The 19061-nt window shown below is 68.5% G+C and carries 12 protein-coding genes; 3 read left to right on the top strand and 9 right to left on the bottom strand.

From position 1 onward, the window contains the following. Nucleotides 1-24 precede the first annotated feature (24 nt). On the bottom strand, nucleotides 25-837 hold the full coding sequence (rsmI, locus tag HDC34_RS07285; protein ID WP_179556393.1) for a 16S rRNA (cytidine(1402)-2'-O)-methyltransferase: 813 nt from the start codon (nucleotides 835-837) through the stop codon (nucleotides 25-27). A gap of 50 nt (nucleotides 838-887) precedes the next feature. On the opposite strand from rsmI, the gene HDC34_RS07280 reads away from it, so the two are divergent. After that, the gene (locus HDC34_RS07280; RefSeq protein WP_179556392.1) at nucleotides 888-2663 is read left to right on the top strand and encodes a phospholipid carrier-dependent glycosyltransferase; all 1776 of its coding nucleotides are present in this window, start codon (nucleotides 888-890) and stop codon (nucleotides 2661-2663) included. Between the two features lie 7 nt (nucleotides 2664-2670). Here HDC34_RS07280 and HDC34_RS07275 read toward each other — a convergent pair whose 3' ends face one another. Then, on the bottom strand, nucleotides 2671-3768 hold the full coding sequence (locus HDC34_RS07275) for an SDR family oxidoreductase (RefSeq protein WP_179556391.1): 1098 nt from the start codon (nucleotides 3766-3768) through the stop codon (nucleotides 2671-2673). A gap of 77 nt (nucleotides 3769-3845) precedes the next feature. On the opposite strand from HDC34_RS07275, the gene HDC34_RS07270 reads away from it, so the two are divergent. Next, nucleotides 3846-4499 (top strand): CatB-related O-acetyltransferase, encoded by a 654-nt coding sequence (locus HDC34_RS07270; protein WP_179556390.1) that lies wholly within the window; start codon nucleotides 3846-3848, stop codon nucleotides 4497-4499. A 115-nt stretch (nucleotides 4500-4614) separates the two neighbouring features. Here the strand turns inward: HDC34_RS07270 and HDC34_RS07265 are convergent, their stop codons facing one another. Both HDC34_RS07265 and HDC34_RS07260 read right to left on the bottom strand, forming a co-directional pair. Next, nucleotides 4615-6309: a RecQ family ATP-dependent DNA helicase gene (locus HDC34_RS07265; protein WP_179556389.1), complete on the bottom strand. Its 1695-nt coding sequence runs from the start codon at nucleotides 6307-6309 to the stop codon at nucleotides 4615-4617. Between the two features lie 202 nt (nucleotides 6310-6511). Then, nucleotides 6512-7345: an aldo/keto reductase gene (locus HDC34_RS07260; protein ID WP_218855112.1), complete on the bottom strand. Its 834-nt coding sequence runs from the start codon at nucleotides 7343-7345 to the stop codon at nucleotides 6512-6514. 145 nt (nucleotides 7346-7490) lie between these two features. On the opposite strand from HDC34_RS07260, the gene hrpA reads away from it, so the two are divergent. Beyond that, on the top strand, nucleotides 7491-11420 hold the full coding sequence (hrpA, locus tag HDC34_RS07255; protein ID WP_179556387.1) for an ATP-dependent RNA helicase HrpA: 3930 nt from the start codon (nucleotides 7491-7493) through the stop codon (nucleotides 11418-11420). Between the two features lie 88 nt (nucleotides 11421-11508). On the opposite strand, the gene HDC34_RS07250 is transcribed toward hrpA, so the two are convergent. The 5 genes from HDC34_RS07250 to HDC34_RS07230 form a co-directional block, all read right to left on the bottom strand. After that, nucleotides 11509-12264 carry an SDR family NAD(P)-dependent oxidoreductase gene (locus tag HDC34_RS07250; RefSeq protein WP_179556386.1) on the bottom strand — a complete coding sequence of 252 codons (756 nt, stop codon included), beginning with the start codon at nucleotides 12262-12264 and terminating at the stop codon, nucleotides 11509-11511. Between the two features lie 204 nt (nucleotides 12265-12468). After that, the gene (locus tag HDC34_RS07245) at nucleotides 12469-14172 is read right to left on the bottom strand and encodes a glycoside hydrolase family 13 protein (protein ID WP_179556385.1); all 1704 of its coding nucleotides are present in this window, start codon (nucleotides 14170-14172) and stop codon (nucleotides 12469-12471) included. 83 nt (nucleotides 14173-14255) lie between these two features. Continuing rightward, complete coding sequence (locus HDC34_RS07240; RefSeq protein WP_179557121.1) at nucleotides 14256-14960, bottom strand: amino acid ABC transporter ATP-binding protein; 705 nt, start codon at nucleotides 14958-14960, stop codon at nucleotides 14256-14258. A gap of 107 nt (nucleotides 14961-15067) precedes the next feature. Beyond that, the gene (locus tag HDC34_RS07235) at nucleotides 15068-17353 is read right to left on the bottom strand and encodes an ABC transporter substrate-binding protein/permease (RefSeq protein ID WP_179556384.1); all 2286 of its coding nucleotides are present in this window, start codon (nucleotides 17351-17353) and stop codon (nucleotides 15068-15070) included. A 283-nt stretch (nucleotides 17354-17636) separates the two neighbouring features. Further along, the gene (locus tag HDC34_RS07230) at nucleotides 17637-19022 is read right to left on the bottom strand and encodes a glutamate decarboxylase (RefSeq protein WP_218854916.1); all 1386 of its coding nucleotides are present in this window, start codon (nucleotides 19020-19022) and stop codon (nucleotides 17637-17639) included. Nucleotides 19023-19061: the final 39 nt, after the last annotated feature.

The following is a 19061-nucleotide window of genomic DNA, read 5'->3' as shown; positions in this document are numbered from 1 at the left end:
CATCCTATTGTCGGCTGGGCCCTGTTACGACGCGAGGTGCCCCTGGTAGAGGTCGCGCTTGCTCATGCCCGTCTCCGTGGCGACCTGCGCGGCCGCCTCCTTGAGGCGCATCCCGCCTGCCACGAGGTCGGCGACCATCGCCTGCGCGCCGGCGGCGTCGACGACCGTGGGTGCCGCCCCCTCGACGACGATCACGATCTCGCCGCGCACGCCCTCCTCGGCCCAGGGCGCGAGCTCGGCCGCCGTGCCGCGCTTGACCTCCTCATAGAGCTTCGTCAGCTCGCGGCACACCGCGATGCGGCGGTCGGCCGGCCAGATCGCGGCCATGTCGGCGAGCGTCCTCGCCAAGCGGTGCGGCGACTCGAACAGCACGACCGTGCGCGGCTCGTTCGCGAGGGATCGGAGGAACGTCTCCCGCTCCCCCGCCTTGCGCGGCAGGAAGCCGTCGAACGTGAAGCGGTCGGTGGGCAGCCCCGAGATCGCGAGCGCCGTGATGACGGCGCTCGGGCCGGGCACACTGGTGACGGTCACCCCCTCCTTCGCCGCGAGCGCGACGATCGGGTACCCGGGGTCGGAGATGCCCGGCATCCCGGCGTCGCTCACGAGCACGACGTCGGAGTCGCGCGCCTGCTCGACGATCGTCTTGGCCAGCTCGTCCTCGTTGTGCTCGTGCAGGGCGACGAGCCTCGGACGGTTCTCGACCCCGAGCATCCCGAGCAGCTTCGCCGTCGACCTGGTGTCCTCGCACGCCACGAGGGAGGCGTTCTTGAACGTGTCGATGAGACGCGCCGAAGCGTCACCGAGGTTCCCGATGGGGGTGCCCGCGAGGATGATCATGGCTGCGATCCTCCCACGCGCTGGGCGCATGGCCCCCTACGATTGCTTGCGTGAGCGAGCAAGCAGAGACCGGATCCCCAGACGAGGCGGCCACGTCCCCCGCGGCGGCTGCCCCCGCGACGGCTCAGGTCGAGGCTCCGGCGGCCGACTCCGCGTCGCCTGCGACGGATCCTGCCCCGAGGGCCCAGGTCGAGCGAGGCTCGGTCTTCGACGACCTCTGGGCCCGCGTCACCAGCACGCCGCGACTCCGCGTGCGCACCGAGTGGATCCTCCTCGGCGTCGTCACGCTGCTCGCCGCCGTCCTGCGGTTCTGGAACCTGGGCGGCGCGCATTACCTGATCTTCGACGAGACGTTCTACGTGAAGGACGCGTGGACGCTCCTCAACCTCGGCTACGAGGCAGAGTGGCCCGACAACCCGAACGACGCGTTCAACGCGGGCGACCCGAACGGCTACACGACCGACCCGTCGTACGTCGTGCATCCGCCGCTCGGCAAGTACATCATCGGGCTCGGGATGCTCGTCTTCGGCGCCGACAACCCCTTCGGCTGGCGGTTCGGCGTGGCCCTCGTCGGCACCCTCGCCGTGCCGCTCCTATGGGTCATCGCGAAGAAGCTGTTCCGCTCGCCCGTGCTCGCCACCATCGGCGCCGGCATGCTGGCCATCGACGGGCACGCGATCGTCATGTCGCGGGTGGGGATCCTCGACGGCATCCTCATGTTCTTCGTGCTGCTGGCCTTCCTGTTCGTGCTGCTCGACCGCGACGACCAGCGGCGCAAGCTGCGCTCCAAGATCATGGCGTGGCGCGCCGAGGAGGGGCTCGAGGGCGAGCCCGTTCCGACGAAGGCCACGACCACCTCGCGCGCCCCGGATGTGAAGCCGGTCGGCCCCGACTGGGGGCCGCGCCTGTGGTGGCGCCCCTGGCTCATGGCCGCCGCCGTCACCCTCGGCGCCGCCTCCGCCGTGAAGTGGTCGGGCCTCTACTTCCTCGCCGCGTTCTGCGTCTACACGCTCGTCATCGACATGATCGAGCGCAAGCGACTCGGCGTGACGTTCTGGGGGTCGGCCGCGATCCTCCTGCAGGGCCCGGTTTCGTTCATCCTGACCGTGCCCCTTGCCGTGCTCACCTACCTCGCCACGTGGACCCGCTGGCTCACGACGACCGGTGGCTTCTACCGCGACTGGGCCGAGCAGGCGGGCAACGCCTGGACGGGGCTCCTGTCCTGGGTGCCGCTGCCTCTGCAGAGCCTCTGGCACTACCAGGTGGAGGCCTACAACTTCCACCGCGGGCTGAGCGCCGAGCACCCGTACCAGTCGGGGCCGCAGGAGTGGCCGTTCCTCATCCGCCCGACCGCGTTCAGCTACATCTACAGCGGCAAGGGCGACGGCTCAGGCTGCGACGTCGACCAGTGCGTCGAGGCGATCACGTCGATCTCGAACCCGATCATCTTCTGGTTCGGCACCGTGTCGATCCTGTTCCTGATCATCATGTGCTTCCTGCGACCCAAGTGGCAGTACTTCGCGATCCTCGTCGGGTACGGCGCCGGCTACTTCCCGTGGCTCGCCTACCTCGAGCGCCAGGCCGTCTTCCACTTCTACGCGATCGCGTTCCTGCCGTTCATGATCCTCGCGTCGCTCGTGGTGGTCCAGACGATCGCCGGCGACCGGGAGACGCCACGCACGTCTCGGACGATCGGCGTCTCCGCGGTCGGGGTGCTGCTCGTGATCATGGCGCTCGTCTCAGTGCTGTTCTGGCCCGTGTGGACCGGGCAGATGATCTCGACCTCCTACTGGTCGCTCACGCACTGGCTCCCCAGCTGGCGGTAGCCGCGGCTCAGGGGATGAGGCGGTCGGCGCGGTAGCGCTCGAAGAGCTCGGCGAAGGCCTGGTCGGTTCGGCGGAAGCTGAGGAAGCCCGCGTCACGGCTCTTGCCCATGTCGGTGACGACCTCCATCTCGCGGCCGAGATCGGCATCGGTGTGCCACCAGGATGCGAGCCGCGAGATGTCGGACTCGACGAGGTCGTGCTCGGCGACGACGGCCGGCCAGTGCTGCTCGAGCTGCGCCATCTGCACCTCCAGCGGGCGAGCCTCGCCCTCGAACCCGACGACCTGCTCGGCGGGTACTCCGAGCATCTCGGCGAGGCGCGGCCACAACCACCGCCAGCGGAAGATGTCGCCGTTCACGATGTTGAACGCCTCGTTCTGGCCGGCAGGCTCGGTGGACGCCCACACCATCTGCTCGGCAAGGACTCCCGCATCCGTCATGTCGGTGAGGCCGTTCCACTGCGCCTCGCTGCCGGGGAACACGAACGGCACGCCGAGGTGCTTCGTGAGCGCGGCCTGCACGGCGATCGTCAGGCCCATGTTCATCGCGTTGCCGACGGCGTGCCCGATGACGGTGTGCGAGCGATGCACCGACCAGGTGAAGTGCTGGCGGGCGGCCGCGGCGAACAGATCGTCCTCCTGCGCGTAGTAGAAGTTCGGGGTGTCGAGCCGCTCGGACTCCTCGCGGAACGGGGTGTCCGGCATCTCGCCAGCCGCGTACGCCTCGAATGGGCCCAGGTAATGCTTGAGTCCGGTGACCAAGGCCGCGTGCTGCACGGGCGCGTGCGCCAACGCGGCCAGGAGATCGCGGACCATGGCGCCGTTCACGGCGATGTTCTCCGCCTCCGTCGCCTGGCGCTGCCACGCGGTGAAGAAGACATGCGTCGGGGTCTCGGAAGCCAGCGCCGCCTTGAGGCTCACGGCGTCGCGCAGGTCGGCGGCGATGCCCCGCACCCTGTCGGTGCTCACGGCGCTGCGCGAGAGCGCGAGCACCTCCCAGCCGTCCTCGGTCAGGCGATCCACGAGGGCCGAGCCGGTGATCCCGGAGGCTCCCACGACGAGCGCGGTCTTCTGCGTTTCGATAATGTCGTTCGAGTTCGAGGTCATCAGGGGTGCAACGAGGCGGCGAAGGACGATATTCCAGGACCACGCGGCCAAGTCAGACAGGGACCTAGGCTGAGCCCGTGACCGATCCCGCGCTTCCTCCTGACCCCGACACACTGCATCCGATCGAGGGACAGGAACGGGTCATCCTCCTGAAGCCGCTCATCACGAGCCCGCTCATCAGCGTCGGAGACTTCACCTACTACGACGACCCCGACGCCCCGACGGCGTTCGAGACACGAAACGTGCTGCACCACTACGGGCCCGAGCGTCTGATCATCGGGAAGTTCTGCGCCATCGCGGCGGGCGCCCGGTTCATCATGAACGGCGCCAACCACCGCATGTCGGGCCCGTCGACCTACCCGTTCCCGATCATGGGCGGCGCCTGGGGGCAGCACCTCGACCTCGTCACCGACCTGCCGAACCGGGGCGACACCGTCGTCGGCAACGACGTCTGGATCGGCGGCGACGTCACGATCATGCCAGGGGTGCGCATCGGGCACGGGGCGATCATCTCCACCGCATCGGTCGTCACGAAGGACGTGCCCGACTACGGGATCGTCGGCGGCAACCCGGCCACGCTCATCCGCCGCCGTTTCGACGACGCCGACATCGAGGCGCTGATCGACGTCGCCTGGTGGGACTGGCCGATCGAGACCATCACCGAGCACGTCCGGGTCATCGCCGACGGTTCAGTGAGCGACCTCGCGGCGATCGCTCGCGGTCTCGACTAGACGGCCGAGTCGTCGCAGGGCGCCTCCCGGCCCGAGCACCGGCTCCGGATGCTGCTTCCGGTGCCTCGCGGAACGAGGTGAAGCACTCCTCGGCGACGCGTCGTCGTCACCCCCGTCAGGCGGTCTCCACCTGGCGCAGCACGTCGGCGTCCAGGGCCGCGAGCGCGACGACCTTGTACCCCTCCGACTCGAAGAAGATCGTCGCGCGGTCCTCCTCCACGCTGACGACCGTGCCCGGTCCCCATTCGCGGTGCTCGACGCGTTCGTCGACGGACAGCGGCGCGTCAGGAGCGCTCTCGACGCCCGAGCCCGCGTCGCGGGGGCCGCTGGCGCCCGCAGCGTCCGAAGCGACTCCGGCATCTCCCGCGGCCTCGCGCCGCTCGCAGCCGTCGCAGTTGCCGCACCACTCCGGCCCGTCCACCCCGAAGTAGTCGAGCAGCACCCGACGTCGGCACTGCGACTCCTCCGCGTAGGCGCGCATCATCGAGAGACGCGATTCGGCGATGCGCCCCCTGGCGGCGACCGCGTCCTTGACGGCCCGCACGACAACATCCACTCGGGTCTTGCGCAGCGGATGCACTCCGTCGGCCGTATCGACGAGCTCCGCGTCCACCAGCTGATTGAGGAGCCTCGACACGGTTCTGGCGGGCCGATCGACGGCCTCGGCGAGCTCTCGAACGCTGGCGCCCGGCTTGCGCTTGATGGCGCGCCAGAGGTCCTGCAGCCCGGCCTTGTCGACCGAGCGCTTCGCGAAGAAGCGCCGCAGCGCGAGGTCCTCGACGCGGTAGTGCAGCACGGCCGTCGCCGGCTCGCCGTCGCGGCCGGCGCGCCCCACCTCCTGGTAGTAGGCGTCGAGCGACTCCGTCGTCGCGGCGTGCAGCACGAAGCGAACGTCACCCCGGTCGATGCCCATGCCGAACGCGGAGGTCGCGACGACCACGTCGAGCTCACCGTCGCGCCACCGATCCTGGACCGCTCGGCGCTCGGCGACCTTGAGCCCTGCGTGGTAGGCGGCGACATGGCGGCCTTCCGCGGTGAGCTCCGCCGCGTATTCCTCGGTCTCCCGGCGCGAGGCCACGTAGATGAGGCCGGGGGCGGTCCAGCTGCGCGCCTCCAGGATGACGGCGGCCCGCTTGTCGTCGTCGCTCTCGTGGCGTTGCACCACGAGACGGATCTCCGGGCGGTCGACGCCGTGCACCTGCACGTCCGGGTCCTGCATCCGCAGCCGCTCGACGATCTCCGCCCTCACGGGCTTCGAGGCCGTCGCGGTCATCGCGAGCACCGGCGGGTCGCCGAGTGCTGAGCGCACGTCGCCGAGCCGCAGGTAGTCGGGCCGGAAATCGTGCCCCCAGGAGGAGACGCAGTGCGCCTCGTCCACGACGAGCAGCGACACGTCCTGCGCCGCGAGCCGGGCGACGTTGTCCTCGTCCGCGAGCTGCTCGGGCGCGAGGAGCACGTAGAGCGATCCGCCCTCGTCGATGCGCTCCCAAGCGCGAGCCACGGCGGCAGCACCCCGCGAGGAGTTGATGGCGACGACGTCCGGGGCATCCGGGGCGGCCTCGATCGACGCGCGCTGGTCCGCCTGCAGGGCGATGAGCGGCGAGACCACGAGGACGATGCCGCCGCGCGCAGCGCCCGCGACCTGGTAGACCGCGGACTTCCCACCACCGGTCGCGAGCACGAGCAGCGTGTCGCGTCCCGCGGCCGCCGAGCGGATCGCGTCGCTCTGGCCGGGGAGGAATGACTCCCACCCGAACCGCTCCCGCGCGATGCGCTCGATGGTGTCGTGAGCAGGTGCGGGGGAACTCATGCTCTCGACGGTATCGACGACGAACTCGGTGGCGACGTCGCTTGACAGGCCCCCCTGCTTCGTGCCGCCCCGACTCGCTGGAGCCACCCCAGAGATGCCGGTTCCTGCCGCCAGGAGCCAGCACTCCCCGTGTGGATGCGGCGCACGCGAGACGGCCGGCGTCCCCTGAGGGAGCGCCGGCCGTCTTGTTGCCTGCTGGAGGCTAGTTCACTTCGTTGGGGTGCGCCGAGACGCGTCCCTCTTCACCGCGCTCGAGCGCGGTGATGGCGTCGAACTCGGCACCAGACAGCTCGAAGTCGAAGACCTGGGCGTTCTCGACCATGCGCTCACGCGACGTGGTCTTCGGGAAGACGATGTTGCCCTTCTGGATGTGCCAGCGGATGACAACCTGCGCGGGTGTCTTGCCGTGTGCATCCGCGGCCGCCGCGACGGGCTCGAGCTCGAAGAGCGGGTACTTGGCCTGGCCAAGCGGCCCCCACGCCTCGGTCTTGATGTCCTCGGCACGCAGGTAGGCGTCGAGTTCGGGCTGCTGCAGCGCCGGGTGCTGCTCGATCTGGTTGACGACCGGCTTCACGCCCGTTGCGGAGATGATGTCGCGCAGGTGCGACTCGAAGAAGTTGCACACGCCGATCGACGTGGTGAGGCCGGCCTGCTGCAGCTCGACGAGCGCCTCCCAGCTCTCGACGTACTTCTTCTGCTTCGGCGTCGGCCAGTGGATGAGGTAGAGGTCGGCCTTCTCGAGGCCGAGGCGCTCGAGGCTCGCGTCGATCGCGGCGCGGGGCGTGTCGCGTCCCTGCTCGTCGTTCCAGAGCTTCGTGGTGATGTAGAGCTCTTCGCGCGGAATGCCCGACTTCGCGATGGCGCGGCCCACGCCCTCCTCGTTGCCGTAGATCTTCGCGGTGTCGATGTGGCGGTACCCGACCTCGAGGGCGTCGGAGACGATGCGCTCGGTCTCCGCCGGGTCGACCTTGAAGACGCCGAAGCCGAGCTGGGGGATGCTGGTGCCGTCGTTGAGGGATACGTTTGGGATCTGCAATGCGGTCATTCCACAGTTTTACCAAGCGTGTGCAACTAAAGCGAGTTGGCGAGCGACGCTGGAAGCGAACGAGCGCGGATCGCGACCGCTGAGTGGCCGGTGCGGGGCACATTCGCAAGCCACCTGGCAATAGACTGAACTGCTCATGACTACGACGCCCCTCGAGATCTCCTACCCGCCGGAGCTGCCCGTCAGCCAGATGCGGGACGAGATCCGCGACGCCATCGCCGCCAACCAGGTGGTCATCGTCGCGGGCGAGACCGGCTCGGGCAAGACGACGCAGCTGCCGAAGATCTGCCTCGAGCTCGGGCGCACCATGATCGGGCACACGCAGCCGCGACGCATCGCGGCGCGCACGATCGCCGAGCGCATCGCCGATGAGCTCGGCGGCGACATCGGCGGGCTCGTCGGCTACCAGGTCCGCTTCACCGACGAGGTGTCGGCCGAGACGCGCGTCAAGCTCATGACCGACGGCATCCTCCTCAACGAGATCCACCGCGATCGCCTGCTGCGCAAGTACGACACGATCATCATCGACGAGGCGCACGAGCGCAGCCTCAACATCGACTTCCTCCTCGGCTATCTGAAGACGCTCCTGCCGAAGCGCCCCGACCTGAAGGTCATCATCACGTCGGCGACGATCGACCCGGAGTCGTTCTCGAAGCACTTCAACGACGCCCCCATGATCGAGGTCTCGGGCCGCACCTTCCCCGTCGACGTGCGCTACCGGCCGCTCGTCGCGGACGCGCCGCTCCCCGGTGAAGAGGACGAGGACGCGGCCCCGCAGACTCCGGAGCGCGACATGTTCGAGGGCATCGTGGATGCGCTCGACGAGCTCGACCGCGACCTGCCGGGTGACGTCCTCGTGTTCCTCTCGGGCGAGCAGGAGATCCGGGATGCGCAGGACGCGATCCGCGCGCACGTCGCGCGCGACCGCCGCCCCGAGTCCACCGAGGTGCTCCCGCTCTTCGGGCGCCTCTCCTCCGCCGAGCAGCACCGCGTGTTCGAGTCGAAGCGCCCACCGGGCGTGCGGCGGCGTGTGGTGCTCGCGACGAACGTCGCCGAGACGAGCCTCACGGTGCCGGGCATCGTGGCCGTCATCGACACGGGCACCGCGCGCATCTCCCGCTACTCGACGCGTGCCAAGGTGCAGCGCCTCCCCATCGAGGCCATCTCGCAGGCCTCCGCCAAGCAGCGCTCCGGCCGCGCGGGCCGCACCTCGGCGGGCGTCGCGATCCGCCTCTACTCCGAGGCGGACTTCGACCGCCGCCCCGAGTTCACCGAGCCCGAGATCCTCCGCACGAACCTCGCGAGCGTGCTCCTGCAGATGCTCGAGCTCGGCCTCGGCGCTCTCTCCGAGTTCCCGTTCCTGCAGCCGCCGGACGCGCGCGGCATCAAGGACGGCACCGACCTGCTCAGCGAGCTCGGCGCCGTCGAGCCCGGCAAGGCCAGCCAGGGGAAGAGCAGCCAGCTGCGGCTCACGAAGATCGGCCGCAGCCTCGCCCGCCTGCCCATCGACCCCCGCTTCGGGCGCATGGTCATCGAGTCGAAGCAGCACGACGTGAGCCGTGAGGTGCTCATCATCGTGGCCGGCATGACGGTGCAGGACATCCGCGAGCGGCCGCTCGACCACCGGCAGAAGGCCGACGAGCTGCACGCCCGCTTCCGCGATCCGTCCAGCGACTTCCTCACGCTCGTGAACCTCTGGAACTATCTCGAGGAGCAGAGCCACGAGCTCGGCTCGAGCGCGTTCCGGCGCAAGTGCCGCGACGAGTTCATCAACTTCGTCCGATTCCGCGAATGGCAGGACGTCTTCCGGCAGCTGCGTCAGCTCGCCGGCCCCATCGGGCTCAAGGTGCAGCGGCCCGCCGCCGGCCAGGTGCAGGAGCCAGGTGCCCTCGCCGATGCCATCCACCGCTCCATGCTCGCCGGCCTCCTCAGCCACATCGGCATCCGCGACGAGCTGAAGCGCGACTACGCGGGAGCCCGCGGCACGCGCTTCCAGATCTTCCCCGGCTCGGGCCTCGCGAAGGCGAAGAAGCAGCCGGACGTCGTCATGGCCGCCGAGCTCGTCGAGACGAGCCGCCTCTTCGCGCGCACCGTCGCCAAGATCGATCCGGCCTGGGCCGAGGTGCTCGCGGGGGATCTCGCGAAGCGGAACCACTCCGACCCGCACTGGGAGAAGAAGCAGGGCTCCGCCGTCGCGATCGAACGCGTGACCCTCTACGGCGTGCCCATCGTCCGCGGACGCACGGTGCAGTTCTCGAAGATCGACCCGGCCTGGTCCCGCGACCTGTTCATCCGCCACGCCCTCGTCGAGGGCGACTGGAACGGCCGCCACAGCTTCGACTCGAAGAACCGGGCGCTGCGCAAGAGCCTCGCCGACCTCGAGGAGCGCACGAGGTCGCGCGGCGCGTACACCCACGACGAGGACGCCGTCTTCGAGTTCTACGACGAACGGCTCCCCCGTGACGTCGTCTCGCAGTCCACATTCGAGAAGTGGTGGCAGGGCGCGCAGAAGCAGACCCCGCAGCTGCTCAGCATGACGCGGGCGGATGTGCTCGGCGAGGAGCACGCCGACCCCGACGAACAAGGTGCCGGGTTCCCGACCGAGTGGAAGCAGGGTGACCAGCGGCTGCGCCTCAGGTACCGCTTCGACCCGGGCGCACCAGATGACGGCGTGACCGTCAACATCCCGCTGCCCCTCCTGTCCCGACTCGACGACCGCGGCTTCGACTGGCAGGTGCCCGGCATGCGCCGCGAGCTCGTCATCGCGCTGCTCAAGTCGCTGCCGAAGGCGACCCGTCGAAACTTCGTGCCCTCCGCCGACTGGGCCGACAAGCTGCTCGGCGAGCTCGGCGAGGCGAGGCCCGACCTCGGCCAGGAGGTTCCTGGCGACTTCGACGACACGCTCCGGCAGATCATGCAGCGGCAGGCGGGCATCCGCTTCGACGTCTCCGAGTTCGACTGGAGCCGTGTGCCGTCGCACCTGCGCGTGCGCTTCCGGGTGCTCGACGACCGCGGCCGCGAACTCGGCACGGGCGAAGACCTCAAGACGCTGCAGGACAAGCTCAAGAAGGCGTCGGAGGCGTCGGTGCTGCGCGCCACGCAACAGGTCGCCGCACCGGCTCGACCAGGGAACGGCGTGCGCGAGGCCGGCTCGGTGCCCGCGCAGAGCGCGTCGACGGCGGAGCTCCGCTACGACCAGCACGGGCTCACCGAGTGGCCGCTCGACGAGATCCCAGAGCTCATCGACATCAAGCGCAAGCACGGCGTCATCCGCGCCTACCCGTCGCTGGCCGTCGTCAAGGGCAGCATCGACCTGCGCCTCGTGACGACCCCAGAGGACCAGGCGCGCGAGCATCCGGTCGGCGTCGCCGCGCTCCTCGCCGCATCGGTGCCCTCCCCCGCGAGCTACGTGCAGGAGCACCTGACGGCGAAGGAGAAGCTCGCCCTCGCGACGAGCCCGTACCACTCGACGCCGGCGCTCTTCAACGACATCGTCGCCGCGCTCGCCCAGGATGCGGTTGCCGCGTACTCCGTGGAGCACGGCGGGCCCGTGCGCACGCGTGCGGCCTTCGACGAGCTGCGCGAAGCCTTCAACGCGACGCTCGTCGACCGCATGTTCGCGCAGACGAAGCTCGTCTCCGAGGTGCTCGACCGCTTCCGCGAAGCCAACAAGGCGCTCAAGTCGGCCAACCACATCTCGGTGCTGCCATCGCTCGCCGACGCCAGGTCGCAGCTCCAGGCGCTTGTGTACCCGGGGTTCGTGTCGAAGACGGGCGTCGCGCGCCTCGCGCACCTGCCCCGCTACCTGCGCGCGCTCACGTACCGCCTCGAGCGGGTGCTCAGCCACTCGAGCATCGAGCGCGCTGGGCTCATGCAGGTCGAGCAGGCCACGGCGCTGTACACGGAGGCCGGGGGCACGTTCCCCGTCGCGCGCACTGCGCCCGCGTCCGTCGTGCAGGCCAGGTGGATGCTCGAGGAGTTCCGCGTGAGCCTCTTCGCGCAGCAGCTCGGCACGGCCGAGACCGTCTCGCTCAAGCGCATCCGCCAGGCCCTCGCCGAGAAGTAGCGCCCCGCAACGCAGATCGCTGCCTGAGAACCCAACCCCTCGAGCGACCGAGAGCGTGGCCTCTCAGGCAGCGACGACCGCCTGACCGTTAGACCGCCGTGTAGCCGCCGTCGACGAGCACGTAGGAGCCCGTCATGAAGCTCGCCTTGTCGGAGAGCAGGAACGTCGCGAGGTTTGCAACCTCCTGGGGTTGGCCGAGGCGGCCAAGCGGATGCTTCGCCTCGAGCGCCGCGAAACCGGCCGCGTCCAGGTGCTGCTCGAGCAGCGGGGTGCGGATGTACGCGGGCCCGACCGCGTTGATGCGCAGCCCCTGCGGACCGTACTCTGCCGCCGCGTTCTTGGTGAGGCCGACGACGCCGTGCTTCGCCGCGGTGTACGCGCCGCTGCCGATCGCAGCCACGGTGCCATGGATCGACGCCATGTTGACGATCGCGCCCTCGTCGGCACCTGCGTCGAGGATCGCGGGGATCTGCGCGCGCAGGCCGTAGAGCACGCCGTTGAGGTTGATGTTGATGACGCGGTCCCAGTCGTCGACCTCGACCTCGGCCGCCGGAGCAGCCTTGCCGCCGATGCCGGCGTTGTTCACGGCGTAGTTGAGCTTGCCGTAGGTCGCGACGGCGTGCTCGACGGTGCGGACGCTGTCCTCGGCGATGGCCGTGTTCGCTTCGAACGGCGACGCCGTGCCGCCAGCTGCCTCGATCTCGCCGACGACGCGCTTCGCGCCATCGAGGTTGATGTCGGAGACGACGACCTTGACGCCGTTCGCTGCGAGGTCCTTGGCGATCGCCTCGCCGATCCCGGAACCGCCGCCGGTCACGATCGCGACTTTGTCCTGAAATGCCATCTGCTGATTCCTTCCGAAGCTGGGCCGGTGGGATCCGGCCGTCGCTTCGAGTGTCCTCCCGCGCAGCCGCAGATGGCTGTGTCTCGGGTCAGCGAAGAGGCGTACGATCCGAGTGAGCTGTATCCGTGCACGCGAGCTCGGTGATGAGTCGCCGCCTGCACGCAGCTGCGTGCAGGCGCGCCAGGCGCGCCCGATCCGGTGGCGCTACTCGGCGGCACCGAGCCAGACCGTGGTGTCGGTCAGCAGCTGAGCCGCATCCTCGACGTGCGTGACCTCGCTGCGGGCGAGCACACGAAGACCTTCCGGCAGCGCAACCGGCTCGGTGCCGAAGTTGGTGATGACGGTGACGTCGCCGTTCCGGTAGGCGAGCACCTCGTCGCCGAAGCCGTCGACCCATTCGAAGCGCGCATCCCCCAGCCCGAGGTCGTGCTCGCGTCGGAGCGCGAGCAGCGAACGGTAGAGGTTGAGCGTCGAGGCGGGGTCGTGCACCTGCTCGCTGCGGGCGAGCTTCGCCCACAGCTCAGGCTGCGGAAGCCATGACTCCCCCGTCGCGCTGAAGCCGTAGCTGTCGCCCTCGGTCTCCCACGGGATGGGCACGCGGCACCCGTCGCGACCGTACAGCTCGCCTTCGGAGCGGATGAAGATCGGATCCTGCCGTGCGTCGTCGGCGAGGTCGATGACGTCGGGCAGGCCGAGCTCCTCGCCCTGGTACAGGTAGCTCGAGCCCGGGAGGCCGAGCATGAGCGCGGTCGCGGCGCGGGCACGACGCTCGCCCACGATGGGGTCCGGCTGGCCTGGTGTCTTCGGGCCGACGCCCGCGCCGTGCGCGTTCGGCTCGGTCAGCGCGAGGCGGGTCGCGTGGCGCACCGTGTCGTGGTTCGACAGCACCCACGTGCTGGGGGCACCGGATGCGGCGAACGCGGCGAGCGAGCGCGTCACGACCTCCTTCTGTCCGTCCGCATCCCACGGGGCGCGCAGGTACGCGAAATTGAAGGTCTGGTGCAGTTGGCCCGGGCGGACCCATTCGGCCATCTCCTCGACGCTCGGCAGCCAGGCCTCACCGCACAGCACGCGGTCGCCGTCGTACTCGGCGGCCACGAGGTGCCAGGCGCGGAAGATGTCGTGCACGGCCTCCTGGCCGAGGTACGGGGTGCGGGGGTCGCCGACGATGGGCAGGTTGCTCTCGACGGGGATGTAGTCTGGCAGTCCGTCTTCCTTCGCGAGGCCGTGGGCGACGTCGATGCGGAAGCCGTCGACGCCGCGGTCCAGCCAGAATCGGAGAATGTTCTCGAAGTCCTGGTGCACCACCGGGTTCGACCAGTCGAAATCGGGCTGCGTCGAGTCGAACAGGTGCAGGTACCACTGGCCGGGAGTCCCGTCGGCTTCCGTGAGGCGCGTCCAGGCGGGCCCGCCGAACAGCGACTGCCAGTTGTTCGGCGGCAGCTCACCATGCTCGCCCTTGCCCTCACGGAACAGGTAGCGGGCGCGCTCGGGGCTGCCGGGGCCAGCGGCCACGGCCGCCTTGAACCAGGCGTGCTCCGAGGAGGAGTGGTTCGGGACGATGTCGACGATGATGCGGATGCCCCGCTCGTGAGCGGCCTCGAGCATCCGGTCGAACTCGTCGAGCGTGCCGAAGACGGGGTCGACATCGCAGTAGTCGGCGACGTCGTAGCCGGCGTCGTTGAGGGGCGACGGGTAGAACGGGGAGAGCCAGATGGCGTCGATGCCGAGGTCGGCGAGGTCCGGGATGTGCGCGGTCACGCCGGCGAGATCGCCGATGCCGTCACCGGTGCCGTCCGCGAACGAACGCGGGTAGACCTGGTAGATGACGGCCGAGCGCCACCATTCGGATCCGGGGGTGGTGTCCTTCGCGAACTGGGCTGCTGTGGGTGCATCGTTGAGCGTCACCTCGACAGGCTAGTGGAAACGCGGCACCCCCTGTCCACTGGACAGGGGGTGCCGCGTTCTTCGGTGCCGGGAACGAGGAAGGGCTAGAGCACCTTCCCGAGGAAGTCCTGCGTGCGCGACTCCTTCGGGTTGCCGAACAGCTCGTCCGGCGTTCCCATCTCGACGATCTTGCCTTCGGCCATGAACACGACACGGTCGGCGACTTCGCGCGCGAAGCCCATCTCGTGCGTGACAAGGGCCATTGTCATGCCCGACTTGGCAAGGTCGCGGATGACCTGCAGCACCTCACCGACCATCTCTGGGTCGAGGGCGCTGGTCGCCTCGTCGAAGAGCATGATCTCCGGGTCCATGGCGAGCGCGCGGGCTATCGCCACACGCTGCTTCTGTCCACCGGAGAGCTGCGAGGGGCGGCGGTCCATGAGGTGGTCGAGACCAACTCGGCGCAGCAGCTCCTCGCCACGCTTGTTGGCCGCTTCCTTGGTCGTGCCCTTGATCTCGCGGGGCGCCAGCGTCACATTCTCCAGCACGGTCATGTGCGGGAAGAGGTTGAAGTGCTGGAACACCATTCCGATGCGCTGGCGTACCTTGTCGAGGTTCGTCTTGGGCGCCGTGATGTCGTCGTCGTCGATGAAGACGTGGCCCTTGGTGACCTCTTCGAGGCGGTTGAGGCAGCGCAGCAGCGTCGACTTCCCCGAACCGGACGGACCGATGATGGCGATGACCTCGCCGTTGGCGATCTCGAGGTCGATGCCCTTCAGCACCTCGACGGGGCCGAACGACTTGTGCATCTCGACGACGCGCACGCGAGGCTCGCCCGAGTTGACCGCGTCGAAGCGACCGGTGAATGGCGTCTGCTCCACGGCTGACGCATCCGACGCTGAGTTGTTCACGTCACTCATTTGTTGAACCTCTTGTCGACGTAGTTGGAGAGGACCGTCAGCAGGTAGATGACGATGAAGTAGAGCACACCGACGACGAGCCAGATCTCGAACGACCGGAAGGTCGAGGCGATGACGATGCGGCCCTGGTAGGTGAGCTCAGCGAAGCCGAGGACGGACAGCAGCGAGGTGTCCTTCAGCGTGATGATGAACTGGTTGATGAGCGACGGCGTCATGATCTTGAACGCCTGCGGCAGCACGACTCGACGCATGGACTTGCCGCGCGTGAGGCCGAGCGAGCGAGCCGCCTCCATCTGGCCGGGGTCGACCGACTGGATGCCCGAGCGCACCGTCTCCGTGATGTACGCGCCGGCGTTGAGGCTCAGCGTGATCACACCGGCCGTCAGCGCGTCGAGCGAGATGCCCGTCACGGCTGGCACACCGAAGTAGAAGAAGAACGCCTGCACCAGCACCGGGGTGCCTCGGAAGATGTTCACGTACGTCGACGCGATGCCGCGGAGCAGCAGGTTTTTCGAGATCTTCAGGAAGCCGAACGCGAGGCCGAGGATCATGGCGAAGACGAGCGACAGCGCGGTGGCCAGCAGAGTGTAGCCGAGGCCGACCATGAGCGACGGGAAGGCGGCCACGACGAGCTCGAAGAAGCCGAGCTGTCCCGATTCCTCCTCGCTGCCGAGGTAGCGGTCGTTGATCGTGTCGAGCACTCCCGTGTCTTCGGCGTTGGCGAGCCCGGCATCGAACATCTCGAGCAGGTCCGCGTTCTGCCCCTTGAGCACCGCGAAGCCGTACTCGCCACCCTCGATGGGGTCTCCGACGGTCATGAGGCCGTTGCCCTGCTGGATGCCGTACTGCAGCACAGGGAAGTCCTCGAACAGTGCGACGGAGTTGCCCGTCTGGACCTCCGCGATCATGTCGGCGGTGTCGGAGAACGTGCGGATCGTGAAGCCGTACTCGGTCGAGAGCTCCTCGGCGGTGGTGGCGCCCACGGTTCCGGTCTTGACGGCGACGTTCTTGCCTGCCAGGTCCTCGTAGCCGGCGATGCTCGTGTCGCCATCAGCGACGGCCATCTGCACACCGGAGGTGAAGTACGGCTCCGAGAAGTCGAAGACCTCCTTGCGCTCATCCGTGATGGTCATGCCGGCGATGATGCCGTCGGCCTGACCCGACTGGACGGCCTGGAGTGCGGCGTCGAAGCCGAGCGGCTTGATGTCGACGGTGAAGCCCTGGTTCGCGGCGATCGCGCGCATCAGGTCCATGTCGATGCCGATCGTCTCTCCGTTCTGCTCGAACTCGAACGGCGCGTACGTGTTGTCCGTCGCGATGACGAACGAGCCCTTGTCCTGCGGGGTGTCGACCGCGAAGAGCGGGTTCTTGGGCAGTGTGCCCGGACCGTCGTCCTCGATGACCTCGTTGCCGAGCGTGACGACGCCACCGGAGATCTTGGTCGCGTCGGGCGCGCCGTCGCCGAGGTACTCGTCGAGGATGCCCTGGTACGTGCCGTTCTCGACGACGTTCTTCAGGCCCTCGTTGAAGGCCTCGCGGAGCTCCGCGTTCTGGCCCTTGTTGACCGCGAAGCCGTACGACGATGCGCGCTCCGGCTCGGTGACCGTCTTGAGGTTGATCTCGCCGGTCTCGATGCCGTACTGGAGGATCGGGAAGTCGTCGAACACCGCGACCGAGTTGCCGCTCGTGACGTCGTTGAACGCGTCGGATGCATCCTGGAAGCCGGTGACGGTGAAGCCGATCTCCTTGCCCAGGGTCTCGGCGAAGGTGAAGCCCTCAGTGCCGTTCTTGGCGGCGACGGTCTTGCCCGCGAGGTCCTCGTACGTGGTGACGTCGCCGTTGTTCTTGGCGACGGCCATCTGGATGCCCGAGTCGAAGTAGGGGTTCGAGAAGTCGAACGTGCCCTTCCGCTCATCGGTGATCGACATGCCGGCGATCATGCCGTCGACGGCATTGGTCTGCACTGCCTGCAGTGCGCCATCGAACCCGAGCGACTTGATGTCGACCGTGAAGCCCTGATCATCCGCGATGGCGTTGATGAGGTCCATGTCGATGCCGCGGAGCTCGCCGTCGATCTCGAACTCGAACGGCGCCCATGTGGTGTCGGTGGCGATCGTGAAGGTCTGTCCCTCGACCGAGCTCTTGCCGATCGTGGCCGCCTGGGCGGTTCCCGCGATGGCTCCGCCGGTCAGCAGCAGCAGCAGTGCGACCGCGATGACGGACAGGACTTGGTTTCGTGAGTCTGCGACTCGTTGCAGGAGTGAGGTGAGCGAAGTTCGCATCGTGCTCCTCGGCCAGGGCAGAACCTGGAGCAGCGTTGGAACCTGTCGGAACCCGGCTGCCCCCGCGTCTGCCGGTCTGTCGGCTGACGCAGATCGCCTCAGCCGAATTGTGTGCGCAACGCTACCGGCCTGAGAGTCTGCTGGATGACGCGATCCGCAGATTGTGCTCGCCTTGTGATGTTCATCCGACGCAGCGGACCGCCGATTCCCATGTCATGGGAGGCGCCTTGACGGTGCCGCTCGGCGCGCACGTGCGGCCGACAGGGAGGACTGCGGGAACCGCCTAGTGCGTGAACCCGCGCTTGTCATCCCCGCGGCCGGAGCGCCCTGCTGCGCCCGACCCGAGATCCCGGACCGCGGCGCGGAGATCGCCCATGAGGTCGTCGGCGAGGTCTCGTCCGAGCCCGTTGCGAACCACGATGCGCTGGACGAGTCTGTCCGAGAGATTGTCCGGCAGCGGATACGAGGGCACGAGCCAGCCCGTCATGCGCAGCCGGTCGGAGACATCGGCGAGGGTCCACGCGCCGCCCGCGTCGGTGCGCTGCCAGGCGAAGACGGGGATGTCGAGCTGCTTGTTGAAGAGGGCGAACTCGTCCATGGAGTCGATCTCCTGCGCGAGGAACTTCGCCACATCCATCGTGGCGCGCTGCACGCGCTCGTACCCCGAGAAGCCCAGGTGCAGGAACTGGTAGTACTGCAGCAGCACCTGCGCGCCGGGGCGCGAGAAGTTGAGGGTGAGGGTGGGGATGTCGCCGCCCAGGTAGCTGACCCGGAAGATCAGCTCGGGCGGCACGAGGTCGACGTCTCGCCAGACGACCCAGCCGAGGCCCGGGTAGACGAGCCCGTACTTGTGGCCAGAGGTGTTGATCGACACGACCCGGTCGACGCGGAAGTCCCACTCGAGGTCCCGGTTGAGGAACGGCGCGATCATGCCGCCGGACGCGCCGTCGACGTGAACGGGGATGTCCAGTCCGCGCGCGGCCTGGATCCGGTCGAGCGCCGCCGAGATCTCCTTCACCGGCTCGTACGCGCCCGTGTAGGTGACGCCCATGATGGCGACGACGCCGATGGTGTTCTCGTCGACGACGGCGTCGAGCTGATCGCCCGTCAGCGTCGGATGCGCGTCGTCGATGGGCACGAAGCGGGCCTCCACGTCCCAGTAGACGCAGAACTTCTCCCAGCACACCTGCACGGCGCTCGACATCACGATGTTGGGTGCATCCGCCGACTGCCCCTTGGCCTTGCGCGCAGCGGCCCAGCGCTTCTTGAGGGCAAGGCCCGCGAGCATGGCGGCCTCCGAGGAGCCGACCGTGCTCGTACCGATCGCCTTCGCGACGTCGGGCACGTGCCACAGGTTCGCGATCATCTTCCAGCACCGCTGCTCGATCTCGGCAGTCCGTCGGTACTCGTCCTTGTCGACGATGTTCTTGTCGAACGTCTCCGAGTAGAGGCGGTCGGCGTGCTCGTCCATGTACGTGCTCACGAACGTGGCGAGGTTCTGCCTGGCATTGCCGTCGAGCATCGCGTCGTCACGCACGAGCTGGTACGCGACCTCGCTCCTCGTCCCGTGCTCGGGCAGCTCTAGCCTCGGAAGCGGCGCGAGCTCATCGGCGCTGCTGAAGATCGTCAGGGGGTTCTCGCTGGCGGGAGGCGTCACAGGGGTGTCCATGTGCATACTCTTGCCACTGGTGGGAAGACCCGCAAGAGT

The organism is Pseudoclavibacter sp. JAI123, assembly GCF_013409665.1.
Taxonomy (GTDB): domain Bacteria; phylum Actinomycetota; class Actinomycetes; order Actinomycetales; family Microbacteriaceae; genus Pseudoclavibacter.
The sequence above is the reverse complement of the archived record's forward strand: the minus strand, read 5'-3'. Positions and strand labels throughout refer to the sequence as shown.